This window comes from Pseudomonas sp. IPO3749, from assembly GCF_013386605.1.
Lineage (GTDB): Bacteria > Pseudomonadota > Gammaproteobacteria > Pseudomonadales > Pseudomonadaceae > Aquipseudomonas > Aquipseudomonas azotoformans_A.
Genome location: NZ_JACARN010000012.1, coordinates 339,795 through 361,628, shown reverse-complemented (window position 1 = coordinate 361,628; position 21,834 = coordinate 339,795). Strand labels below are relative to the sequence as shown.

Here is a 21,834-nt window from a genome sequence, read left to right as displayed (position 1 = left end):
CCCGCCCATGCTGCTCTATCTCGAATACCTGCCCAGCCTGTTGATCGGCATGGCGCGTATCTATCCCTGCGGCATCCTGGTGGCGGCGTTCTGTTTTCAACACATCCGAGGCATGCCGCGGCACACCCTGGTGATGGTCATGGCGTTGATGCCCGCACCGGGTATTCATGCTGCATTGGCCGGCCAGGATTACTCCGCAATCATGCTGGCTGCGTTGGTACTCAAGGAGGTGGCCCTGGGGGTTTTACTGGGGGTGCTTCTGGCGATGCCGTTCTGGATGTTCGAGTCAGTGGGGGCGCTGCTGGATAACCAGCGGGGTGCCTTGGCGGGTGGGCAACTCAACCCTTCGCTGGGGCCGGATGCAACGCCGATCGGACATATGTTCAAGCAACTGGCGATTTTCCTGCTGATGACCAGTCTCGGCTTGGGCACGCTGACCCAGGTGATCTGGGACAGTTACCTGATCTGGCCGCCCACCCTATGGTTTCCGCTGCCTGCGGTGAATGGCTTTGATGTGTTTATCGGCCTGCTGGGGGATACGTTCAGCCACATGATGCTCTATGCCGCCCCCTTTATTGCGGTGTTGCTGTTGCTGGAGTTCGGCATCGCACTGTTGGGGGTCTACAGCCAGCAGTTACAGGTGAGTACCCTGGCGCCACCGGTCAAGAGCCTGGCGGGCATTGGCATCCTGTTGTTGTACTTTGCGTTGCTGCAGGATCTGATCGTCGGGCGTATCAGCCTGCTGGGCGACCTTAAACATTCATTGGGCGTTTTGCTCAAGGTCGCAGTGCCATGAGTGACTCAGGCGAAAAAAAGCACCCGGCGTCCGCCAAGAAACTGCGTGACCAACGCAAGAAAGGCCAGGTCGCCCAGAGCCAGGATGTCGCAAAACTGCTGGCGCTGACGGCGATCAGTGAAATTGCCTTGGCCACCGCTGAGACCAGCCTGCAACGCTTCCAGCAATTGATGCTGTTGCCGATGTCACGGCTGAACCAGCCCTTCGCGCGTGCGCTGGAAGAGGTGCTGTTCGACGGGCTGGGGGTGTTCTTCTCCTTCGCCCTGTTGATGGCCGGCGTTGCGATTGCCACAAAGCTGATCAGCAGTTGGATGCAGTTCGGACTGCTGTTCGCGCCGGAGGCCCTGAAGATGGATTTCAATCGCCTCAACCCCGTCAGTCAGGTCAAGCAGATGTTCTCTGCCCAGCAGTTGATGAACCTGCTGATGAGCGTGGCGAAAGCCTTCCTTATCAGTTTGATTCTGTATGTGGTGATCTGGCCCGCAGTGGGCACGCTGATCAACCTGGCCGCCAGTGACCTGCAAAGCTACATCGTGGCGTTGATCGCACTGTTCCGTCATCTGCTGCACGTGTGCCTGGGCATGCTGCTGGTGCTGGCGCTTGTCGACATGATCCTGTCCAAGCACTTTTTTGCCAAGCGCATGCGCATGACCCAAGTGGAGGTCGTCAAAGAGTACAAGGACATGGAGGGCGACCCCCATGTGAAAGGGCAACGCCGTTCGTTGGCGTACCAGTTGGCTCAGGAAGAACCGAAGGTCAAGCTGCCCAAGCTGGAGGAGTCCGACATGCTGGTGGTCAACCCGACGCACTTTGCCGTCGCGCTGTATTACCGTCCGGGTAAGACACCACTGCCGATGTTGGTAAGCAAAGGGACGGATGATGAAGCCCGCACATTGATTCGCCGCGCCAAGGCGGCCGACGTGCCGGTGATCCAGTGTGTCTGGCTGGCGCGCACGCTCTACACAAAAAAACTGGGCGCTGGTATCCCTCGCGAAACCTTGCAGGCCGTGGCGCTGATTTACCGAACCCTGCGTGAGCTCGATGATGAGGCCAAGCGCGAAACCCTGGAACTTCCCGAGCTTGAGCGACGCTGATCACGTGTCCAAGGCTTGCAGGGTGGCCAGCGACAGCATCCGGCTGAGGATCCTGTCGAGCGTGCTGGAGCTTGCCGGCAGTGCATGCCAGATCACCAGGGCATGCTGAGGGTCGAGGTAGATAAAGCAGCCATCGAACGCCACTGCCTGCTCAAAGCGTCGCTCCAGCACCCGTTGTAATTGCCCGGCCTGCAAAGCCTCACGCGCGATGCACAAGGCCAACCCTCGTCGCTGGCCGGCGCGCTGTGCGCAGACCTTGATACCGGACGCCAGGGGCAGGTGAGCGGCTGCGCCACTCACCAGGTTGTCGAAAAATACCTGCCGTGGGTCGTCGGGCATTTTCGGGGGGCTCATCGTTCCAGTGATACCGTTTGGTAATCTGCCCGCTCACCGGAGGGGGCGGGCTCGACGCGCATCTGCGGCGGCCACCAGATCACCATTTTGTCTTTGCTCGATTGCGGGCGTGAGCATGAATCACCTTTGCACGTCGGCGTACAGCCGGTGAAGAGCATCGCCGCGCCGATCAAGGTGACGCACAACAGTCGGTTCATCATGGTGTGGCCTTCTGAGCTGGAGTGATCATGGAGGGGCGGGGCACACTGAGGTGTTCATCCTTCACCACCGGGCGCATGGCGATAAAAACCTCGGCTTCTTCACCGGGCTTGAGCCAGGCACGCGGCCACACGGTGACCGCCAGGGTCTGCGAGTTGCTGCATTCCTTTTCATCGATACGCACATTACGTTTGAACTGGTTGCGCAACACCACAACCGCCACGTTGTATTCCGGGCCGGCATACCACTGGCTGCGTTCGGTATTGAGCGCCAGCAAATCACGGGTGCTGCACAAGGTGTTCAGCGCCAGAGGCATTGGTGCCGCACTGAAAGCCTTGGGGACTTCCCCGCTGACCAAGCGCGCCAGCGTGGTGATGATGTCACTGCGTTTGATCACCGGCTGATGCGGTGAGTAACGCCTGGCCAGCGGTGTGAGGGCTGCTTGCAACTCGGCCTGGTCGTCCTGTGGCAAGTAGCGCGAAGGGTCGTCCTGGTCCCCGATGACGCGGGGTGTCAGGATAAACAAGCGTTCACGTCGATTGTTGTGGCGTTCTGTCGAGGAAAACAGCGCCTTGCCCAGCAACGGAATATCCCCCAGCAACGGGATCTTCTTTTGCTGGTCGGAACTGTCGGTGACATGGAAGCCACCCACTACCAGAGAACGCTTCTCCTGCATCACGGCCTGCGTGCTGACCTTGCCCCGTCGAACATCGGGGTGATTGGGGTCTCGCTCGGGGTTGGTTTCGTCGAAATTACCGTCTTCGATATCGATGGCCAAATGGATCTGGTGAACCCCTCGGCCCGTCGTTACCCGGGGAACCACTTGGAGGCTGGTGCCCACCGTGACGGGCAAAACGGTTGCGTAATCTCTACCGGGGGTGATGTATTGGGTGCGGTTGAAGTCGATCACCGCCGGTTGGTTTTCCAGGGTGAGCACCGACGGGTTGGAGACCATGGTTGCCAGCCCCTTGGCCTCCAACGCGCGGATATCGGCGTAGAAACGATCGCGGTTTTCAATCGACACCTGCGACGAGGTGCCAGGCGCCATGTTGACGCCGCCGCGGAAGCGGCTGTTCTGGAAACCCCAGTTCACCCCGAATTCACGCAATTGCGTCCGTTCGATATCGAGAATGATCGCATCGATTTCGATCAACTTGCGGGCGACGTCAAGTTGGGTGATCAACTCGCGGTACATGGCCTGGCGTTCCGGCAGGTCATAGATCAGCACGGCATTATTGCGCACATCGGCTTCGACGCGGATGCGGCTGTTGGATGTCGGCGCCCGCTTGGTCATTGTGGGGCCGGCGTCCAACTGCCCTATGTTGCCATTTGCACCGAGCATTTGGCCCAGCAACGGGTTGCCCAGCCGAGGCACGTTGGGGGTTAGAGGGGATGGCTGGGATGAGGCGGGTTGGCTCATCCCCGAAAGCGTTGAGGCCGAACGGGGTTCCAAGAGTCCCCGCAAAATGTTCGCGACGCCGGGAACGACGAGTTTTTCACCTCGGTAATCCACGGTGCGGTCTGCCGCGTTGGCAAATTTGAGCGGGTAGCTGAGCACGCTCTGCTTTTCGTCCGCCGAGCGGCGTTTGCTGCTGAACTGCTTGATCTGTTCGATGTAGGTTTTGGGGCCGGAAACCAATACGACACCGTCTTCGGGCAATTCGCCCCAGCCGAAACGGCTATCAAGCAGGCCGATATCGGTCAGCGCTTGCTTGAGGTCGGAAATAGTTTCCGAGGAGACTTCCAGGCGCGCGGATTCCTGCTGGTCCAGCGTGCTGATGAATAGGGTGTTGTTGTAGAGATACCACTGAAAACGGTGTTCAACCCCGAGTCTATCCAGCATGGACTGTGGGGTATTCGCGCGGATCTTGCCGTTGACGTCCCCCTCCAGCAGGCCTTCGATTTGCAGTTGTGTGCCAAAGGTCTGGGCGAAGTCGTCGAGGACTTCCCGTAGCGGTTTGTGCTCGGCCTCGTAGGCGTAGGCGGTGTTTTTCCATTCGGGGGGAACGACAGCTAAGGCATTCTTTCCCGGGATCAACAGCGCGCATAGCAGGCCAATGCCGCACCAAAAAGTGCGGTCAGATAAAATGACAGGCGAATCAAAACGCAGGCTACTGCGCTCAGGGCTATTGTTATACATGGGGAGTACTCGGACTAGTACAACTGTGAACGTAGCGGGGTGGGTTTGAAGCGTAGGGAGGAGCGCCTGAGACGCGCGAAGGTAGCGCGCCATGTATCGCGTTGGTTGAGCAAGGCCGCCAGGTAGTTGAGCACAGACGATTCATCCAAGTCGCCCTTCAGGCTTTGTATAAGCCAAAGCGCACCAGCGTCTGGTTCCTGGGCCAGAGCGCCTTGGAAATGAGCCAGGCTGGCGGCCCCCAGGCACGCCCAAAGCTGTAGTGCCGCGCAGTCAGCTCGAGTTGAAGTCAGTTGAGTGGCGAGCAATAAAAAACCTCCGCGATATATAAGAGTAATTTCGCTACCATCTTCAATTAATGTTATATGTTCTTCTTTTTTTCGCAACCAATCGCAAATTAAGTCTTTCATTTATGTGAAGAAATCAATCGTGGTCTTGAGTGACTGCTGTACCGTTTTGGCGTGTTCCTGATCAAACATATTGGTCAGCTCTTTGTTGACGGATAATCTGAAGAATTCCTCGTCATTCCAGTTGTCTGGCGATGCTTCCATAAAAAAATTGTTGAACTCGCTGTCTGCTTTTTTTCTATTTCTCATGACTTCTGAAGCGAAGGATTTATAAAATTCCATGGCCATGCCTTTATGGATGATTGTTGTTGAGTGTGGTGTAAGTAATTGCTGAAGTTGAGTGCCCGCATGAGTTCAATAAGTGCGGGGTCAGATCTCTATTTTATGATCCTTGCTCTGTTGGAAAAGAGCCTCGCACATGTCGCTCCAGCTGATATGGAAATCGCCTTCGTCTGTCTTCAGCACAAGCGTATGGGCGCGAATAGAGTTGTCGGCGTTAACCTTCCAAAGCGTGGTGCCATGGCTAACTAAACATTGAGTGATCTCCTCAACGTCATGTGGGTGGCACATCAACGTCGCGCTAACTTCATGGACTTGGCTTTTTATCAATTGTTTAACAAGGGCCGCCAGTCTTTGGGGGGCTACCGTCTCGTCAAGCAGGTGGCGAATAGCTTGGTTAATGATCACGGTTGCGTAATGCTCAAGCTTCTCGCACATCGCGTGCCGATCACGCACCCACTGCATGAGTTGAGCGTCGGCGCGTTGCCAGATTTGAAGCGAGGCCTTTTCCAGCAACACCTTGCATTTTTCCTCTGTCGACCTGATCAACCCTTCAGCTTGGATGTTCGCGTCGTGCAGGAGTTGGTTGGCCTGCTTCCAGTTTGCGATCTCCTCCCGCCGGATCATGCTGAGTAGCAAGTGGGGCGAGGGGCTGGATAATTCAATCTTGTGACGGCATAACATCGCTGAACTCCTCACTTGCGCTAGCTGTGGGCACGTCATCACTCGCCAATGTCGTAGCGCGCCATACGACGGCTTGCCAGAGAGTGTCCAGTCGGTTGCCTGTGACCTCGGACGGAAGTTTTTTTGCTTCAACCTCAGCCACATATTTGTGAGCGAATCGCAATCTAAGACGCTGCCAGGTAGTCGGTTCAACCCAGCTATGGAGCAGTTGCAGCGGATCAGAACCAGGCGGCAGCATCGCGGGGAGCAGGGCCTTGGATAGACGCATGCACCATTGGTGATGACTGTCGCTCAAGAGGGTTGAGCCCCTGGGCGTAAAGGTGCCGTGAACCAATGCCAGCATTAGGTTGAGCTGCTCCTTTGAGGCAAGGGCCAGGTGAATCACTGTGGTGTTCGGGTCAGCAGGTAAGCAAGCTGCATAACCCGTGAGCTTGTCTGGTGCAGACTGTCCGCGACGAAAAAGCGTTTCAATCGCAGCGTAATCGCCGCCTTTCCAGTCTTCGTGGGCAGACTCCCAGGGAAATGCCCACCATCGCGCCCATGCAAGGTGATCATGCAACGGATGATCGAGTCTAGGCGTCATGAGTAGAAACCGTTGATTTGCCTGTTGAGCCCATGTCTTGAAGCCCTTTCTGACGCCGCTTGCTTATGAACAATATGGCGACCGGAAGGAGGGCCATGCTGAGTAGTAAAGCGATCAGGCTGGTTCGCCAGAAAGCGAGATCATTATCGGTAACTAGAAAAGGGCCGAAGTACACTAATCGTTGCTGTTCCTGGTAAACCGCCGCTGGTACGAATACCACCGAAAGTTTTTGCAGGTTGTCCACTGCTGTAGACATGCCAGGAATACTGCTCGCCACCATTCTACGGATCCGTGCTCTGATGTTATCGGGGTCTAGTCGCGGATCGTGCTTAATGAATACAGAAGCAGATGCCGGCTGGACTGGCTCCCCCGGAGCGATGCGTTCCGGTAACACCACATGCACGCGCGCGACGATGACGCCGTCAATCTTGGACAAGGTGGCCTCAAGCTCTTGGGACAAGGCATAGATGTAGCGTGCGCGCTCTTCCAATGGCGTTGAAATGACCCCTTCCTTGCGAAATGTATTCCCTAGTGTGGCCCGAGCGACTCTGGGCAGACCTGCGGCTTCGAGTGTTCTTACAGCACGCCCGATATCAGCAGTATCAACCGTGATGACAACTCCATCCTTGGCCAGAAATTTGGTGGCGCGAATATGTTTATCGGCTAATTCAGCGACGACTTCATTGGCCTCTTGTTCAGAGAGCTGGCGATGAAGTTCCACACGGTCGCTGCATCCGCCCAATAGGGATGCAATACCAATGAAAATAATGGCAAAAAGAGGAGCACTCATTTTCATTACTGCAGGTTGCATATCTTGTCGACGCCCTGGGTCGTCTTGGCGAGGCATTTTACCAACACATGCGGCATCAGTTGAGCGTTGAATAAGTCGCGAGGTAGTGTTTTAAAATTTTCAAAGTCGAGTCCTTCTTTAGGAGGGCGGGCGAGTTTGATGAAACGCTTCATCGAGTCGCTGAGCTGATTTGACGCATCAACAAAAAGAGAGGGGGCGGCGGGCGATGTAGAAACTGTTTTATTAGCGGTTGATCCCTCGAGCATTGATGAAAAAAAACTGGCATCTCTGCTGGAAACTGAATAATCAGTTGCTGAATGGGCGAAGTTGCTGCTGTCGGAATTATCTGAAAAGTCAGTTTTTTTTATTAACATGGTATGTGGGCTCAATGATTGCTCGTAGAAACTTTTCATAAGAGTCGATAACGCTATCTTCAGCCACGAAAGATGTTACCTTCCGCCGTTTATGTGCGAAAGGTAAACATTTGGTCAGAAGTTTTTTATTGACCTTTAGACGCGCGTATTACTTCGCTAACGTTTTTCATTTGAGCACTTCGCCAGCCGTTTTTTATGGTGTCCTGTTCTGTCTTATCCGCAATCTGTTCGGCCTCTGATTCTCTGCCGGCAGTCGGAGTGCCATATCCTCCGTAGCCACCTCCGTAACCATAGCCGTTGCCACCATAGTTTGATCCAATATCATTTGGCATATAGCCTCCAGTGCGCTTGAATTTAGTCAATGTGCTCTAGCATTTTCTTGCTTAGGCCTTATTTGTGTGGGTTTTGTAACCGATGCGTTCCAAATGATTTAAGACGAAATATTTCAAGTTGGGTGTGTCGTATGGTTTGCTCGCTTCAAAAAATATCGACTTCACGTAAGTGATATTTCCAGTTGTTTAATCCTGTAGTACAGCGTGCGCTTTGAAATACCTAGTTTAATCGCCGCCGTGTTTACGCAGTGGTTATGACGGTGCAATGACTCTTCAATCAGCGCCTTTTCAATTCGCTGCAGACATACCTTCAGACTCATTTTTTTCCCCGGGTGAGGGGGCTGTGGGATACAGAGCGCAGGCAGACCTAAGACAAATCGCTTCGCCGTAGAGCGTAGTTCGCGAACGTTGCCTGGCCATGTGTGGACAAGCAGCTGTTGCAGCAGGATCTCGGGTGGAAGCGGGGCGGGGCGGTTGAAGTGTTCTGCTTCTTGCTGAATCATGTCCAGGAACAACGAAATGATACGGTCGTGCTGTTCTCGCAACGCTGGGAGCTGGATGTTGACGACATTCAGGCGAAAGTAGAGATCGCGCCTGAAAATGCCTTGCTCGACCATTTCTTGCAGCGAGTGCTGAGCTGATGCTATTACACGCATATCCACCGGGATGAAGCGAGTCGAACCCAGACGCTCCACGCCGCGTGACTCCAGTACACGCAGCAATTTGGCTTGCAGACTCAGCGGCATGCTGTCGATTTCATCCAGGTACAGTGTTCCCAAGTGGGCGGCTTCCACAAAACCGGCGCGTGATTGCATCGCCCCGGTATAGGCGCCGCTGTTAACACCGAACAATTGGCTTTCCGCGAGGCTTTCCGGGATGGCCGCGCAATTCACTGCAATGAAACTACCTCGTCGGCCTGACAATCGATGAATACGTTGCGCCAAGGTATCCTTACCAGTGCCGGTTTCCCCCAAAAGTAAGATGTCAATGTTGAGTACGGCGGTGCTGCTCAGCGTGCTTTCAATATCAGACTCTTCAAGTAGTGAAATACCCGCTTCATTATCCCTATGACCGGAGGCTGACATTGAGTGATCACTCCATAATCGCTATTGGTTCACTGTAGTCGTGTAGGCTGGATTCAGTAGATCGAATTTTACAACTGTTGTCACTTGCCATTGATGAGGTTAATGGCCAGTTTTGTGTAGGATAAATTTTGAATTAACTCGGATGTGAATTGGTTCTAAGATAGATCTATTAAGTGGATAGGGAAATTCTGAAAGTGTCAGGGTGTTTTAAGTGTGAAAATTTAAAGTTCGTTAAACCGGCGCCCACAAAAAAACCGGTTCACTGAACCGGTTTTTTTGTGGGCGGTATAAACCGCAGTTAACGCTTACACGTTAAAACGGAAGTGCATCACATCGCCATCTTTAACGATATATTCCTTACCTTCCAAGCGCCATTTACCCGCCTCCTTGGCACCGGCTTCACCCTTGAACTGGATAAAGTCGTTATAGGCAATCACTTCGGCGCGGATAAAGCCTTTTTCGAAGTCGGTGTGGATCACGCCAGCGGCCTGTGGTGCGGTAGCACCGACCTTGACGGTCCAGGCGCGGACTTCTTCGACACCGGCAGTAAAGTAGGTCTGCAGGTGCAGCATTTCATAGCCAGCGCGGATCACACGGTTCAGGCCAGGCTCTTCCAGGCCCAGGGCCTCGAGGAACATGTCTTTTTCTTCGCCGTCATCCAGTTCGGCGATTTCTGCTTCGATCTTGTTGCACACCGGTACCACGATCGCGCCTTCTTCGTCGGCGATGGCCTTGACCACGTCGAGCAGCGGGTTGTTCTCGAAACCGTCTTCGGCAACGTTGGCGATGTACATGACAGGCTTGGTAGTGAGCAGGTGGAAGCCCTTGATCACCGCTTTTTCGTCGGTGCTCATGTTCTTCATCAAGCTGCGCGCAGGCTTGCCTTCGGTGAAGTGAGCGATCAACTGCTCCAGCAGGCCTTTCTGGACCACGGCGTCCTTGTCACCACCCTTGGCGTTGCGCGCGACTTTCTGCAGTTGTTTCTCGCAGCTGTCGAGGTCGGCGAAGATCAGTTCCAGGTCGATGATCTCGATGTCGCGCTTGGGGTCGACGCTGTTGGAGACGTGAATCACGTTCTCGTCTTCAAAGCAGCGGACCACGTGGGCGATGGCATCGGTTTCACGGATGTTGGCCAGGAACTTGTTGCCTAGGCCTTCACCTTTCGAAGCGCCGGCGACTAGGCCAGCGATGTCGACGAATTCCATGGTGGTCGGCAAGATGCGCTTCGGATTGACGATGGCCGCCAATGCCGCCAGGCGCGGGTCTGGCATGGCCACGATACCGCTGTTGGGCTCGATGGTGCAGAAGGGGAAATTCTCCGCTGCAATACCGGACTTGGTCAGAGCATTGAACAGGGTGGATTTGCCGACGTTGGGCAGGCCGACGATGCCGCAATTGAATCCCATGGTGTTTCCCCTCGGTAAGAGTCAGGCCTTCTGGCTGTGCAGGTTTTTCATCGCGCGGTTCCATTCACCGGCGAAGATATCCGGCAGCACGCCGAGGGCAAAGTCGATGCTGGCATCGAGTTTTTCCTGTTCGGCGCGTGGCGCACGACCCAGGACGAAATTTGAAACCATACTGGCAACGCCTGGGTGGCCGATGCCGAGCCGCAGGCGGTAGAAATTATTCTGATTGCCCAGCTGCGCGATGATGTCGCGCAGGCCATTGTGCCCGCCATGCCCGCCGCCCAGCTTGAGCTTGGCAACACCGGGGGGCAGGTCCAGTTCGTCATGGGCCACCAGGATCTCTTCGGGTTTGATCCGGAAGAAGCCCGCAAGCGCCGCGACAGCCTGGCCGCTGCGGTTCATGTAGGTGGTGGGAATCAGCAGACGAACATCCTGACCCTGGTGCGAAAAGCGCCCGGTCAGGCCAAAATACTTGCGATCGGCCACAAGGTTCACACCTTGCGCGTGGGCGATGCGCTCAACAAAAAGGGCCCCCGCGTTATGCCGGGTCTGTTCGTATTCGGCGCCTGGATTTCCCAGGCCAACGATCAGTTTAATGGCAGTCACGACAGGGGCCCTTCCTTTGGAGTTGTGGATAACATCGCCGCAACCAAGTGTGCGGCGAAAGTGGACGACAGAAGCTATTTACTCAAGAGTAAACGCCGCGTTATCGCCCGCTTTCTCGCTACGTTCCGGTCCGCGATGTTTCCTCAAGCTCCGGCAATACAGAGTGAATTACTCTGCAGCGCCTTCTTCAGCTTCTGGAGCAACGCGTGGAGCGTGAACGTTGGCAACAGCTTTGTCATCGTTGTGAGCCAGTGCAACGAACTCAACGCCTTTAGGGGCTTTGAGGTCGGACAGGTGAACGATAGCGCCGATTTCCAGAGCCGACAGGTCGACTTCGATGAACTCAGGCAGGTCTTTCGGCAGGCAGGTCACTTCGATTTCGTTCAGGACATGCGAGATCTCGCCGCCTTTCTTGACCGGAGCGTCTTCACCAACAAAGTGCACAGGCACGATGGCGGTCAGTTTCTGGCCAGCTACAACGCGAACGAAGTCAGCGTGCATGATGAACTGCTTGGACGGGTGACGCTGCATCGCTTTAACGATGACGTTTTGCTTTTTGCCGTCAACGTTCAGTTCGATAACGTGGCTGTAGGCAGCTTCGTTTTCGAACAGCTTGGCGATTTCCTTGGCCAGGATGGTCACGGATTCAGCAGCTTTGTCACCACCGTATACAACGGCTGGGATGTTGGCGGCGTGACGCAGGCGGCGGCTCGCACCTTTCCCCAGGTCAGTACGCGCTTGAGCGTTCAGAGTAAAGTCAGTCATTTTGTATCTCCAAAATAGCCATCATCGAGGGGCGTTTGCGACCAGCGCCGTACTCGACATGGGCAAAAAAGCCCCGCCCCAACAGAATGTCGGGGCGGGGCGCTTTTCGTCAGTGGGATGTGCCGAAGGTGTGACCCTTAGCGGAACATCGCGCTGATCGATTCTTCATTGCTGATGCGGCGGACCGCCTCGGCAACGACCGGTGCGATATCCAGTTGACGGATACGCGCACAGGCTTGAGCAGCGGCGGACAACGGGATGGTGTTAGTCACCACCAGTTCGTCCAGCACGGAATTCTCGATGTTCTCGATCGCTCGGCCCGACAGCACAGGGTGTGTGCAGTAGGCGAAGACTTTAGCCGCACCGTGCTCTTTCAAGGCTTTCGCCGCGTGGCACAGGGTGCCGGCGGTGTCGACCATGTCATCAACCAGAATACAGGTACGCCCTTCGACATCACCGATGATGTGCATCACTTCAGAGTGATTGGCTTTCTCACGGCGTTTGTCGATGATCCCGAGGTCCACGCCCAGGGATTTGGCAACAGCCCGTGCACGCACGACGCCACCAATGTCCGGGGACACGATCATCAGGTTTTCAAAGCGCTGGTCTTCGATGTCATCCACCAATACGGGGGAGCCGTAGATGTTATCTACCGGAATATCGAAGAACCCCTGGATTTGGTCAGCGTGCAGGTCAACCGTGAGAACACGGTCGATACCTACCACGGTCAGCATGTCAGCGACGACTTTCGCGCTGATAGCCACACGTGCGGAACGCGGACGGCGATCCTGACGGGCATAACCAAAGTAAGGGATTACAGCTGTGATTCGAGTCGCTGAGGAGCGGCGGAAGGCATCAGCCATCACGACGAGTTCCATCAGGTTATCGTTGGTCGGAGCGCAAGTCGGCTGAATAATGAAGACGTCTTTACCGCGAACGTTTTCATTGATCTCGGCTGTAATTTCGCCGTCGGAAAACTTACCGACAGAGATGTCACCGAGAGGGATATGCAGCTGACGTACGACACGCCGAGCCAGATCGGGGTTAGCATTCCCCGTAAAGACCATCATCTTGGACACGCGCAGTACCTAGAGGCTGAGGGTAACCTGGATGAGTATAGAAAATGGCAGGGGCGGCTGGATTCGAACCAACGCATGGCAGGATCAAAACCTGCTGCCTTACCGCTTGGCGACGCCCCTGTATCTGTTGCAACGAGTGCCTAACACTCGGTTCCTTTAGAGCAGACTTTGCAGCTTGCGATGCAACATCGAAACGTTGCTTCCCTTTGCTACAAACCCTGTAAGGGTCTCTGTAAGAAGGGCCGAGACTTTATCAGCTTCAGCTTTGCTTGGGAAGCCCCCAAACACACAACTTCCAGTTCCGGTTAATTTTGCTTCGGTAAATTTACCTAACAAATTCAAAGCGTTACGTACCTCTGGATAACGCCTTGCTACAACCGGTAAGCAGTCATTTCGACTGTTTCCCTTGGGAACGGGGCGCACTTTAATGGGAGAAGAGTTACGTGTCAACAACGGATCTGAAAAAATTTCTGCTGTACTTACAGATACTTGCGGCACAAGCACGACATACCAAGGCTCTTCGGGGTATTCCGGGCTGAGTTTCTCCCCCACGCCCTCGGCGAAAGCCGCGTGCCCACGCACGAAAACCGGGACGTCGGCGCCCAGTGTCAGGCCCAGCGCGGCCAGGCGATCTTCGTCCCAACCCAGTTGCCACAAGTGATTCAGGCCCAGCAATGTGGTGGCGGCATTCGAGCTGCCGCCGCCGATTCCACCGCCCATGGGCAAGATTTTATCGATCCAGATATCGATACCTAGCCCGCATCCGGATTGCTCCTGAAGTTTTTTCGCCGCCTTCACGATCAGGTTGCTGTCGTGAGGCACGCCTTCGAATTCGGTATGCAGCTTGATCACGCCATCGTCGCGCACGGCGAAGGTCAGTTCATCGCCATAGTCGAGAAATTGAAACAGCGTCTGCAACTCGTGATAACCGTCTTCGCGGCGACCGAGAATATGCAGCATCAAATTGAGTTTCGCGGGGGAGGGCAGGGTCAGGCGTTCTACAGTCACGTTATTGCCCCAGTTTGCGCGGTTGCCAGTCCTTGATCACCAGCGTGACGTCAAGGTCGGGGCCGTGCAGCTTGATGCGTTCTGGTAGCGAATAACCGCTTTGCTCTACGTAACTCAAATACTCGACCTGCCAGCCATCCTGTTCCAGCGTGGCCAGGCGGCTGTCACCATTGAGGCTCAGACGGCTCTTGCTGTCGGGTGCGGGAAGGCCGCGTACCCACCAGACCAGATGAGACACTGGCAGCTTCCAGCCAATCTGTTCTTCCAGCAGCGTTTCCGGCGAAGTCGCTTCATAGCGCCCCTGATTGGCCACTTCGAGGCTGACTTGTCCTGGTCGACCGGTCAGGCGTGCCGCGCCACGGCCTAGTGGGCCCGACAGGCGGATATCGTAGTAGTCCTGGCGTTGCAGCCAGAACAAGGTGCCGCTGCCGGAATCCTTTGGCGCGCGAACCCCGACTTTGCCTTCGATCTGCCAGCCGTCGATGCTGCTGAGCTGGTCTTTATGCTGCTTCCATTGCGCCGGGTTGCCCTGGCCTTCAACGGATTCGCGGGCGCCGAAACCCGCGCAACCGGCGAGCAGGGCGATGAGGCTGAAAATAACAACGTGGCGCAAGAACATAAGCTTAAAGGGTCTCGGATCCGGTCAGGCGCTTGATGGTGCCGCGCAGGATGGGGCTTTCGGGTTGTTCCTTGAGGAATTTTTCCCAGATCTGGCGTGCTTCGCGCTGTTTGCCATTGGCCCACAGCACTTCGCCCAGGTGAGCGGCGACTTCCTGGTCGGGGAAGCGCTCCAGCGCCTGGCGCAGCAAGCGTTCGGCTTCGTCGAGGTTGCCCAGGCGGTAATTCACCCAGCCCAGGCTGTCGAGTACGGCCGGGTCTTCCGGGTTGAGTTTGTGGGCCTGTTCGATCAGCACCTTGGCTTCGTCATAACGCGTTGTGCGGTCGGACAAGGTGTAACCCAAGGCGTTGAGGGCCATGGCGTTGTCCGGGTCGCGCTTGATGATCAGGCGCAGGTCTTTTTCCATTTGCGCCAGGTCATTGCGTTTTTCCGCCTGCATGGCGCGGGTATACAGCAGGTTCAAATCGTCGGGGAATTGCAACAAGGCTTGTTGCAGCAGTTTCCAGGCGCGCTCGCCCTGATTGTTGGCCGACAAGGTCTCGGCCTGGATCAGGTACAGCTGGATCGCATAGTCCGGCTCGGCATCGCGGGCCGCAGCCAGGCGTTTTTCCGCCTCGTCGGTGCGACCGTTGCTCATCAGGATGTCGGCCTGGCGTAATTGGGCCGGCAGGTAGTCATTGCCGGGGCCGACCTGGGCGTATTCGAGCAGGGCGGCCTGTGGATCGTTGCGCTCCTCGGCGATGCGGCCAAGGTTCAAGTGCGCCGAATCCACATGGCTTTCGCGCTGGATCAGCTCTTCCAGGTAACCCTTGGCCTCGTCCCAGGCCTTGGCTTCCAGGCACACCAGTGCCAGGGAATAGCGCAATTCGTCATCGTCCGGGTATTGCTGGACCAGGCTGGCGAACTGCACTTTGGCGTCCTCCATGCGGTCCTGCTCCACCAGCATGCGCGCGTAGGTCAGGCGCAGGCGCTTGTCTTCCGGATACTTCTTGATGCTTTTTTCCAGCAGTGGAATCGCTTCCTTGCCGCGATTGAGGTTCTGCAGCAGGCGCGCACGCAGCAGGATCGGCGCGATTTCGCCTTCTTCCGGCGGATTCTGCTCCAGCAGCTTCAGCGCGGCGTCGGCTTCGTCATCCTGTTGCAGCAGCAAGGCCTTGCCGAAAATCAGCTGGCTGTTCTTCGGGTGTTTTTGCAGCAGGCGGTCGAAGCTCTTCATCAAACCGTTGCGCGTGTCCTGGTCAGTGTCGGCCGCCGACAGCGCGAGAAAGTCGAAATGCGTGTCGCCCTTGCCCTGCAGGACCTTCTCCATATAGACCATGGAGTCGTCATAACGCCCGGCGCGTGCCAGTTGAACGGCCGCCGCGCGTTGTGCTTCCAGGTCGTCCGGTGCGTTTTTGGCCCAGATCAGCGAGGAGTCCAGCGCGGCCTGGTCGGCGCCCAGGTACTCGGCGATGCGGAACGCGCGCTCGGAAATTCCCGGATCCTGGGTGTTGATGGCCTGGGTCACGTAGTTATCCAGGGCAATGTCGAAACGATTGCGCTGGCCGGCGAGTTCCGCGGTCAGCAGGCTGTACACCGTTTCTTCAGTGAACGAGGAATAAACCTTGGGCTTTTCAGGGGCGGGGGTGCTGTCTTCCACCGGCGGCGTACCGTCCGGCGACACGGGTGCCATGGCCTGGCAGCCGCTGAGGAAGACAAAAGCAAGGAGCAACGCGGAAGATCTATTCATATAGGAAGAGGACGACTAACCTGCGGTCGGATCATCATGACACAAGCATTCGGCCAAACATAACCGAGTCTCAATGGGCGCCTTTATAGACACAAGGCATTAGGACAATAGCTTACGGTGGTTGTTCTGAATCTTTCGAAGTAGGACAATTGTCGGCTTCCCGACATCATCAGCGATATTGAATGGCCTTCCTCGCACTCGGTATTAACCACAAGACTGCCTCCGTAGACGTGCGCGAGCGCGTGGCGTTTACGCCAGAGCAGTTGGTTGAGGCCCTGCAGCAGCTCTGCCGGCTCACCGACAGTCGCGAAGCTGCGATCCTTTCGACCTGCAATCGCAGCGAGCTTTATATAGAGCAGGAACATCTTTCAGCGGATGTCGTACTGCGCTGGCTCGCCGATTACCATCATTTGGACCTCGACGACCTGCGCGCGAGCGCTTACGTGCACGAAGAGGATGCGGCAGTTCGTCACATGATGCGTGTGGCGTCCGGTCTCGATTCGCTGGTGTTGGGTGAACCGCAGATCCTCGGCCAGATGAAGTCCGCCTACGCCGTGGCGCGTGAGGCTGGCACCGTCGGACCGCTGCTGGGCCGGCTGTTCCAGGCGACGTTCAATTCCGCCAAGCAAGTGCGCACCGATACGGCCATTGGTGAAAACCCGGTGTCCGTGGCGTTTGCTGCCGTCAGCCTGGCCAAACAGATTTTCAGTGACTTGCAGCGCAGCCAGGCCCTGCTGATCGGCGCCGGCGAGACCATCACCCTGGTCGCCCGTCACCTGCATGACCTGGGCGTAAAGCGCATTGTTGTCGCCAACCGCACCCTGGAGCGTGCGAGCATCCTTGCCGAGCAGTTCGGCGCGCATGCCGTGTTGCTGGCGGATATCCCGGCCGAACTGGTGCGCAGCGATATCGTCATCAGCTCCACCGCCAGCCAGTTGCCGATTCTTGGCAAGGGGGCGGTCGAGAGCGCATTGAAGCTGCGCAAACACAAACCCATCTTTATGGTGGATATCGCCGTTCCTCGGGATATCGAACCCGAAGTCGGCGAGTTGGACGACGTTTACCTCTATAGCGTCGACGATCTGCACGAAGTGGTCGCCGAAAACCTCAAGAGCCGCCAGGGCGCCGCCCAGGCCGCCGAAGAGATGGTCAGCACCGGCGCCGAAGACTTTATGGTGCGCCTGCGTGAATTGGCGGCGGTGGATGTGCTCAAGGCGTATCGTCAGCAGGGTGAACGCCTGCGCGACGAGGAACTGATCAAGGCCCAGCGCTTGTTGGCCAATGGCAGCAGCGCCGAAGAAGTGCTGATGCAACTGGCCCGCGGTCTCACCAACAAATTGCTCCACGCGCCCAGCGTACAATTAAAAAAGCTTACCGCCGAAGGCCGCCTCGATGCGCTGGCCATGGCCCAGGAACTCTTTGCCCTCGGTGAGGGCGCGTCAGACAGCTCTTCGGATAAAAAACCGCAATGAAAGCGTCACTGCTCAATAAACTGGACGTGCTCCAGGACCGTTTCGAAGAACTGACCGCCTTGCTTGGTGATGGCGAAGTCATCTCTGATCAGGCCAAGTTCCGTACGTATTCCAAGGAATACGCGGAAGTTGAGCCGATTGTGACCACCTATGGGCAGTGGCTTAAAACCCAGGCCGACCTCGAAGGCGCCCAGGCGCTGCTCAAGGATAGCGACCCGGACCTGCGCGAAATGGCCGTGGAAGAAGTCCGCGAAGCCAAGGACAAGCTGATCGCCCTGGAAGGCGACCTGCAACGCATGTTGCTGCCCAAAGACCCGAATGACGGGCGCAACGTATTCCTTGAAATCCGTGCCGGCACCGGCGGTGACGAGGCGGCGATTTTCTCTGGTGACCTGTTCCGCATGTATTCGCGGTATGCCGAGCGTCGCGGTTGGCGGGTAGAAATCCTCTCCGAGAACGAAGGCGAGCACGGCGGCTATAAAGAAGTCATCGCGCGGGTTGAAGGCGACAACGTCTACGGCAAGCTCAAGTTCGAGTCGGGTGCGCACCGCGTACAGCGCGTACCGGCGACCGAGTCCCAAGGCCGTATCCACACTTCGGCGTGCACCGTAGCCGTGCTGCCCGAGCCGGATGAGCAGGAAGCCATCGAGATCAACCCGGCCGACTTGCGCGTCGACACCTACCGCTCGTCGGGCGCTGGCGGTCAGCACGTCAACAAGACCGACTCCGCCATCCGCATCACTCACTTGCCGTCGGGCATCGTGGTGGAATGCCAGGAAGAACGCTCCCAGCACAAGAACCGTGCGCGGGCGATGTCCTGGCTGTCGGCCAAACTCAACGACCAGCAGACCAGCGCCGCCGCCAACGCGATTGCCAGCGAACGCAAGCTGTTGGTGGGCTCGGGCGACCGCTCCGAGCGCATCCGTACCTACAACTTTGCCCAGGGCCGGGTCACCGACCACCGGGTCAACCTCACGCTTTACTCCCTGGACGAGATTCTCGCCGGTGGCGTAGACGCCGTGATCGAGCCGTTGCTCGCCGAATACCAGGCGGATCAACTCGCAGCGATAGGTGAATAAATGACCATCATCGCCAGCCTGCTGCGCGCCGCCGACCTTCCCGACTCGCCTACCGCGCGCCTGGATGCCGAATTGTTGCTGGCGGCGGCCCTGGGTAAGTCCCGCAGCTACCTGCACACCTGGCCCGAGAAAATCGTCAGCAGCGAGCACGCGCTGGCGTTTGCCGGTTACCTGCAACGCCGTCGCGGCGGTGAGCCAGTGGCGTACATCCTCGGCCAGCAAGGTTTCTGGAAGCTGGACCTGGAGGTCGCGCCCCACACGCTGATCCCGCGCCCGGATACTGAATTGCTGGTGGAAGCCGCCCTGGAATTGTTACCGGTCACGCCCGCCAAGGTCCTTGACCTAGGCACTGGCAGTGGCGCCATCGCCTTGGCCTTGGCCAGCGAACGCCCGGCCTGGCAAGTCACCGCCGTCGACCGCGTGTTGGAAGCCGTGGCCCTGGCCGAGCGCAACCGTCAGCGGTTGCACCTCAATAACGCCACTGTGTTGAACAGCCATTGGTTCAGCGCGCTGCAAGGTCACACCTACGACCTGATCATCAGCAACCCGCCGTACATCGCCGCCAACGATCCGCACCTGGTAGCGGGTGATGTGCGCTTCGAACCGGCCAGTGCTTTGGTGGCCGGCCATGACGGGTTGGACGATTTGCGCCTGATCATCAAACAAGCCCCGTCGCACCTGAATGCCGGTGGCCGGCTGTTGCTGGAGCATGGTTACGATCAGGCCCCGGCTGTGCGCGACCTGCTGTTGAGTGAAGGTTTCGAAGACGTGCACAGCCGTATCGACCTCGGTGGCCATGAACGCATCACCCTGGGACGCCGGCCGTGCTGACCGATCAGGAGCTGTTGCGCTATAGCCGACAGATTCTGTTGCAGCATGTCGACATCGACGGCCAATTGCGCCTGAAACATGGCCGAGCCTTGATCGTCGGCCTCGGTGGCCTGGGCGCGCCCGTTGCGCTGTACCTGGCGGCGGCGGGCGTGGGCGAATTGCATCTGGCGGACTTCGACACCGTCGACCTGACCAACCTGCAACGCCAGATCATCCATGACACCGACAGCGTGGGGCAGACCAAGGTCGATTCGGCCCTGCGCCGCCTGACGGCCATCAACCCCGAGATCAAACTGATCGCCCACCGCACCGCGCTGGATGCCGACACCCTGGCAGCAGCGGTCGAAGCGGTGGACGTGGTGCTTGATTGCAGTGACAACTTCTCCACCCGCGAAGCGGTCAACGCGGCTTGCGTCGCGGCCGGCAAACCGTTGATCAGCGGTGCCGCCATTCGCCTTGAAGGGCAACTGTCGGTGTTCGACCCGCGCCGCGCCGAGAGCCCGTGCTACCACTGTTTATATGGGCACGGCAGCGATACCGAACTCACCTGCAGCGAAGCCGGCGTGGTCGGCCCGCTGGTGGGGCTGGTCGGTAGCCTGCAAGCGTTGGAAGCCTTGAAACTGCTGGCCGGTTTCGGTGAGCCCCTGGTGGGCCGTTTGTTGCTGATCGATGCCCTGACCACGCGTTTTCGCGAGTTACGCGTCAAACGTGACCCCGGTTGCAGCGTGTGCGGGACGCAACATGGTTAAGGGCGCGCCAATCGGTGTGTTCGATTCCGGTATCGGCGGGTTGACCGTGCTGGACGAAATCCAGCAGCTGTTGCCCCACGAATCACTGCTGTACGTGGCCGATTGCGGGCACATCCCCTACGGTGAGAAAAGCCCGGCGTTTATCCTTGAGCGTTCGCGGCGGGTGGCGGCGTTTTTTCGCGAGCGGGGCGCCAAGGCGTTCGTGATTGCCTGTAATACCGCCACGGTCGCCGCTGCTGCCGACTTGCGCCTGGATTTTCCTGATTGGCCGTTGGTGGGCATGGAGCCCGCCGTCAAGCCCGCAGCCGCCGCTACTCGCAGTGGCGTCGTCGGGGTGCTTGCCACCACCGGTACGTTGCAAAGCGCCAAGTTCGCCGCCTTGCTCGACCGTTTCGCCACCGATGTGAAGGTCATCACCCAGCCCTGCCCGGGCCTGGTCGAACTGATTGAAAGCGGCGACCTGACCAGCCCCGCCCTGCAGCAATTGTTGCAGCGTTACATCGAACCACTGCTCAGCGCCGGTTGCGACACCATCATCCTCGGCTGCACCCACTACCCCTTCCTCAAGCCACTTCTGGCGCAAATGCTACCCCCCAGCATCATCCTCATCGATACCGGCGCCGCCGTGGCCCGTCAGCTCAAGCGTCTGCTGGGCGAGCGCGACCTGCTGGCCGACGGCAATCCTGAACCCGCGCAGTTCTGGACCAGCGGCGATGTGTATCACCTAAGAAATATCCTACCGACACTATGGAAATATCCGGGCGTTGTGCGAAGCTTCGCTTCGTGAAAAATTCGTGAAATGCCGACGTTATTAGCCGGAACTTCCGTCTATTCGCCAGCTTCTATAGCGAGTTAGCCTGTACAAAACCCTATAACTTCGTTTGGAAAGGATGTTTCTTATGAAGCGCTTGTTCTGTTTGGCCGCGATTGCAGCCGCTGTAGTGGGGCACTCTGTTTCGGCACAGGCCGCTGGCCTGGAGTTCGGTGTGGGGAGCACCAGCGATTCGACCATGACCTATCGGCTGGGGCTGACATCGGACTGGGACAAAAGCTGGTGGCAGAGCGATACCGGTCGACTGACCGGCTACTGGAGCGGCGCCTACACCTATTGGGACGGTGACAAGCGCGCCAGCGTCAGCAGCCTGTCGTTCTCGCCGGTGTTTGTGTATGAGTTTGCCGGGGAGAAGGTCAAGCCGTACATCGAAGCGGGGATTGGCGTGGCGGTGTTCTCGCGCACCAAAGTGGAAGACAACAACATCGGCCAGGCTTTCCAGTTCGAAGACCGTTTGGGTTTCGGCCTGCGCTTCGCGGGTGGGCATGAAGTGGGCATACGTGCCACGCATTATTCCAACGCGGGCATCAGCAGCAACAACGATGGGGTAGAGAGTTACTCGGTGCACTACACCCTACCGCTGTAACACCGGAGAACCCTTGTGGG

Annotated in this window: 26 protein-coding genes and 1 tRNA gene; 8 read left to right on the top strand and 19 right to left on the bottom strand. The window is 57.3% G+C overall.

What is annotated here, in order from left to right; translation table 11 throughout:
* Positions 1-7 precede the first annotated feature (7 nt).
* Positions 8-796: a type III secretion system export apparatus subunit SctT gene (gene sctT / locus HX812_RS06430; RefSeq protein WP_038842809.1), complete on the top strand. Its 789-nt coding sequence runs from the start codon at positions 8-10 to the stop codon at positions 794-796.
* The gene (sctU, locus tag HX812_RS06425; RefSeq protein ID WP_038842812.1) at positions 793-1,890 is read left to right on the top strand and encodes a type III secretion system export apparatus subunit SctU; all 1,098 of its coding nucleotides are present in this window, start codon (positions 793-795) and stop codon (positions 1,888-1,890) included. The genes sctT and sctU overlap by 4 nt, the downstream gene beginning before the upstream one ends.
* Here sctU and HX812_RS06420 read toward each other — a convergent pair whose 3' ends face one another.
* The 19 genes from HX812_RS06420 to HX812_RS06330 all read right to left on the bottom strand — a co-directional run bounded on the left by HX812_RS06420 (position 1,891) and on the right by HX812_RS06330 (position 16,265).
* On the bottom strand, positions 1,891-2,244 hold the full coding sequence (locus HX812_RS06420; protein ID WP_235165391.1) for a transcriptional regulator: 354 nt from the start codon (positions 2,242-2,244) through the stop codon (positions 1,891-1,893).
* On the bottom strand, positions 2,241-2,444 hold the full coding sequence (gene hrpT / locus HX812_RS06415; protein WP_038842818.1) for an HrpT family type III secretion system protein: 204 nt from the start codon (positions 2,442-2,444) through the stop codon (positions 2,241-2,243). The genes HX812_RS06420 and hrpT overlap by 4 nt, the downstream gene beginning before the upstream one ends.
* On the bottom strand, positions 2,441-4,582 hold the full coding sequence (sctC, locus tag HX812_RS06410) for a type III secretion system outer membrane ring subunit SctC (RefSeq protein WP_038842820.1): 2,142 nt from the start codon (positions 4,580-4,582) through the stop codon (positions 2,441-2,443). Before sctC ends, hrpT begins: the two co-directional genes overlap by 4 nt.
* A gap of 14 nt (positions 4,583-4,596) precedes the next feature.
* Positions 4,597-4,989, bottom strand: coding sequence for a hypothetical protein (locus tag HX812_RS06405; RefSeq protein ID WP_038842822.1), 393 nt, complete (start codon positions 4,987-4,989; stop codon positions 4,597-4,599).
* Positions 4,990-5,208 carry a hypothetical protein gene (locus tag HX812_RS06400; RefSeq protein WP_038842824.1) on the bottom strand — a complete coding sequence of 73 codons (219 nt, stop codon included), beginning with the start codon at positions 5,206-5,208 and terminating at the stop codon, positions 4,990-4,992.
* Between the two features lie 87 nt (positions 5,209-5,295).
* Positions 5,296-5,889, bottom strand: coding sequence for a type III secretion system stator protein SctL (sctL, locus tag HX812_RS06395; protein WP_038842826.1), 594 nt, complete (start codon positions 5,887-5,889; stop codon positions 5,296-5,298).
* A complete protein-coding gene (locus HX812_RS06390; protein ID WP_038842829.1) occupies positions 5,867-6,472 on the bottom strand; it encodes a hypothetical protein in 606 nt (201 codons plus the stop codon). The genes sctL and HX812_RS06390 overlap by 23 nt, the downstream gene beginning before the upstream one ends.
* Positions 6,462-7,262 (bottom strand): type III secretion system inner membrane ring lipoprotein SctJ, encoded by an 801-nt coding sequence (gene sctJ, locus HX812_RS06385; RefSeq protein ID WP_038842872.1) that lies wholly within the window; start codon positions 7,260-7,262, stop codon positions 6,462-6,464. The genes HX812_RS06390 and sctJ overlap by 11 nt, the downstream gene beginning before the upstream one ends.
* 5 nt (positions 7,263-7,267) lie before the next feature.
* Positions 7,268-7,675: a type III secretion protein gene (locus HX812_RS06380; protein WP_152514683.1), complete on the bottom strand. Its 408-nt coding sequence runs from the start codon at positions 7,673-7,675 to the stop codon at positions 7,268-7,270.
* A gap of 86 nt (positions 7,676-7,761) precedes the next feature.
* Entirely contained in the window at positions 7,762-7,968 is a 207-nt protein-coding gene (locus tag HX812_RS06375) for a type III secretion protein (RefSeq protein WP_152514684.1), read from the bottom strand.
* A 161-nt stretch (positions 7,969-8,129) separates the two neighbouring features.
* Complete coding sequence (locus tag HX812_RS06370) at positions 8,130-9,053, bottom strand: sigma-54-dependent Fis family transcriptional regulator (protein ID WP_038842834.1); 924 nt, start codon at positions 9,051-9,053, stop codon at positions 8,130-8,132.
* Positions 9,054-9,358: 305 nt separating this feature from the next.
* The gene (gene ychF, locus HX812_RS06365; protein ID WP_033896952.1) at positions 9,359-10,459 is read right to left on the bottom strand and encodes a redox-regulated ATPase YchF; all 1,101 of its coding nucleotides are present in this window, start codon (positions 10,457-10,459) and stop codon (positions 9,359-9,361) included.
* 21 nt (positions 10,460-10,480) lie between these two features.
* A complete protein-coding gene (pth, locus tag HX812_RS06360) occupies positions 10,481-11,065 on the bottom strand; it encodes an aminoacyl-tRNA hydrolase (RefSeq protein WP_010213318.1) in 585 nt (194 codons plus the stop codon).
* 168 nt (positions 11,066-11,233) lie between these two features.
* A complete protein-coding gene (locus tag HX812_RS06355) occupies positions 11,234-11,830 on the bottom strand; it encodes a 50S ribosomal protein L25/general stress protein Ctc (protein ID WP_038842836.1) in 597 nt (198 codons plus the stop codon).
* A gap of 137 nt (positions 11,831-11,967) precedes the next feature.
* Positions 11,968-12,909: a ribose-phosphate pyrophosphokinase gene (locus HX812_RS06350; RefSeq protein ID WP_003171603.1), complete on the bottom strand. Its 942-nt coding sequence runs from the start codon at positions 12,907-12,909 to the stop codon at positions 11,968-11,970.
* 45 nt (positions 12,910-12,954) lie between these two features.
* Positions 12,955-13,029 (bottom strand) — tRNA-Gln (locus tag HX812_RS06345).
* 36 nt (positions 13,030-13,065) lie between these two features.
* Positions 13,066-13,869 carry a 4-(cytidine 5'-diphospho)-2-C-methyl-D-erythritol kinase gene (ispE, locus tag HX812_RS06340; protein WP_218174321.1) on the bottom strand — a complete coding sequence of 268 codons (804 nt, stop codon included), beginning with the start codon at positions 13,867-13,869 and terminating at the stop codon, positions 13,066-13,068.
* A 49-nt stretch (positions 13,870-13,918) separates the two neighbouring features.
* Positions 13,919-14,536, bottom strand: a complete 618-nt coding sequence (gene lolB, locus HX812_RS06335) for a lipoprotein insertase outer membrane protein LolB (protein ID WP_038842845.1) — start codon at positions 14,534-14,536, stop codon at positions 13,919-13,921.
* A gap of 4 nt (positions 14,537-14,540) precedes the next feature.
* Positions 14,541-16,265 carry a tetratricopeptide repeat protein gene (locus HX812_RS06330; protein WP_038842848.1) on the bottom strand — a complete coding sequence of 575 codons (1,725 nt, stop codon included), beginning with the start codon at positions 16,263-16,265 and terminating at the stop codon, positions 14,541-14,543.
* A 182-nt stretch (positions 16,266-16,447) separates the two neighbouring features.
* Between HX812_RS06330 and hemA the strand changes: the two genes are divergently transcribed.
* The 6 genes from hemA to HX812_RS06300 all read left to right on the top strand — a co-directional run bounded on the left by hemA (position 16,448) and on the right by HX812_RS06300 (position 21,814).
* Entirely contained in the window at positions 16,448-17,737 is a 1,290-nt protein-coding gene (gene hemA, locus HX812_RS06325; RefSeq protein WP_033896957.1) for a glutamyl-tRNA reductase, read from the top strand.
* The gene (prfA, locus tag HX812_RS06320; RefSeq protein ID WP_038842850.1) at positions 17,734-18,816 is read left to right on the top strand and encodes a peptide chain release factor 1; all 1,083 of its coding nucleotides are present in this window, start codon (positions 17,734-17,736) and stop codon (positions 18,814-18,816) included. Before hemA ends, prfA begins: the two co-directional genes overlap by 4 nt.
* Positions 18,817-19,647, top strand: coding sequence for a peptide chain release factor N(5)-glutamine methyltransferase (gene prmC / locus HX812_RS06315; protein WP_038842853.1), 831 nt, complete (start codon positions 18,817-18,819; stop codon positions 19,645-19,647).
* Complete coding sequence (locus tag HX812_RS06310) at positions 19,641-20,396, top strand: molybdopterin-synthase adenylyltransferase MoeB (RefSeq protein ID WP_038842856.1); 756 nt, start codon at positions 19,641-19,643, stop codon at positions 20,394-20,396. Before prmC ends, HX812_RS06310 begins: the two co-directional genes overlap by 7 nt.
* On the top strand, positions 20,389-21,183 hold the full coding sequence (gene murI / locus HX812_RS06305) for a glutamate racemase (protein ID WP_038842859.1): 795 nt from the start codon (positions 20,389-20,391) through the stop codon (positions 21,181-21,183). The genes HX812_RS06310 and murI overlap by 8 nt, the downstream gene beginning before the upstream one ends.
* A 112-nt stretch (positions 21,184-21,295) precedes the next feature.
* Positions 21,296-21,814: an acyloxyacyl hydrolase gene (locus tag HX812_RS06300; RefSeq protein WP_038842863.1), complete on the top strand. Its 519-nt coding sequence runs from the start codon at positions 21,296-21,298 to the stop codon at positions 21,812-21,814.
* Positions 21,815-21,834 lie beyond the last annotated feature (20 nt).

Bases quoted from the DNA above. Each gene is read 5' to 3' on its own strand.
- sctT (WP_038842809.1), top strand. From the start codon at position 8: ATGCTGCTCTATCTCGAATACCTGCCCAGCCTGTTGATCGGCATGGCG.
- sctU (WP_038842812.1), top strand. From the start codon at position 793: ATGAGTGACTCAGGCGAAAAAAAGCACCCGGCGTCCGCCAAGAAACTG.
- HX812_RS06420 (WP_235165391.1), bottom strand. From the start codon at position 2,244: ATGAGCCCCCCGAAAATGCCCGACGACCCACGGCAGGTATTTTTCGAC.
- hrpT (WP_038842818.1), bottom strand. From the start codon at position 2,444: ATGATGAACCGACTGTTGTGCGTCACCTTGATCGGCGCGGCGATGCTC.
- sctC (WP_038842820.1), bottom strand. From the start codon at position 4,582: ATGTATAACAATAGCCCTGAGCGCAGTAGCCTGCGTTTTGATTCGCCT.
- HX812_RS06405 (WP_038842822.1), bottom strand. From the start codon at position 4,989: ATGAAAGACTTAATTTGCGATTGGTTGCGAAAAAAAGAAGAACATATA.
- HX812_RS06400 (WP_038842824.1), bottom strand. From the start codon at position 5,208: ATGGAATTTTATAAATCCTTCGCTTCAGAAGTCATGAGAAATAGAAAA.
- sctL (WP_038842826.1), bottom strand. From the start codon at position 5,889: ATGTTATGCCGTCACAAGATTGAATTATCCAGCCCCTCGCCCCACTTG.
- HX812_RS06390 (WP_038842829.1), bottom strand. From the start codon at position 6,472: ATGACGCCTAGACTCGATCATCCGTTGCATGATCACCTTGCATGGGCG.
- sctJ (WP_038842872.1), bottom strand. From the start codon at position 7,262: ATGAGTGCTCCTCTTTTTGCCATTATTTTCATTGGTATTGCATCCCTA.
- HX812_RS06380 (WP_152514683.1), bottom strand. From the start codon at position 7,675: ATGAAAAGTTTCTACGAGCAATCATTGAGCCCACATACCATGTTAATA.
- HX812_RS06375 (WP_152514684.1), bottom strand. From the start codon at position 7,968: ATGCCAAATGATATTGGATCAAACTATGGTGGCAACGGCTATGGTTAC.
- HX812_RS06370 (WP_038842834.1), bottom strand. From the start codon at position 9,053: ATGTCAGCCTCCGGTCATAGGGATAATGAAGCGGGTATTTCACTACTT.
- ychF (WP_033896952.1), bottom strand. From the start codon at position 10,459: ATGGGATTCAATTGCGGCATCGTCGGCCTGCCCAACGTCGGCAAATCC.
- HX812_RS06355 (WP_038842836.1), bottom strand. From the start codon at position 11,830: ATGACTGACTTTACTCTGAACGCTCAAGCGCGTACTGACCTGGGGAAA.
- ispE (WP_218174321.1), bottom strand. From the start codon at position 13,869: ATGCTGCATATTCTCGGTCGCCGCGAAGACGGTTATCACGAGTTGCAG.
- lolB (WP_038842845.1), bottom strand. From the start codon at position 14,536: ATGTTCTTGCGCCACGTTGTTATTTTCAGCCTCATCGCCCTGCTCGCC.
- HX812_RS06330 (WP_038842848.1), bottom strand. From the start codon at position 16,265: ATGAATAGATCTTCCGCGTTGCTCCTTGCTTTTGTCTTCCTCAGCGGC.
- hemA (WP_033896957.1), top strand. From the start codon at position 16,448: ATGGCCTTCCTCGCACTCGGTATTAACCACAAGACTGCCTCCGTAGAC.
- prfA (WP_038842850.1), top strand. From the start codon at position 17,734: ATGAAAGCGTCACTGCTCAATAAACTGGACGTGCTCCAGGACCGTTTC.
- prmC (WP_038842853.1), top strand. From the start codon at position 18,817: ATGACCATCATCGCCAGCCTGCTGCGCGCCGCCGACCTTCCCGACTCG.
- murI (WP_038842859.1), top strand. From the start codon at position 20,389: ATGGTTAAGGGCGCGCCAATCGGTGTGTTCGATTCCGGTATCGGCGGG.
- HX812_RS06300 (WP_038842863.1), top strand. From the start codon at position 21,296: ATGAAGCGCTTGTTCTGTTTGGCCGCGATTGCAGCCGCTGTAGTGGGG.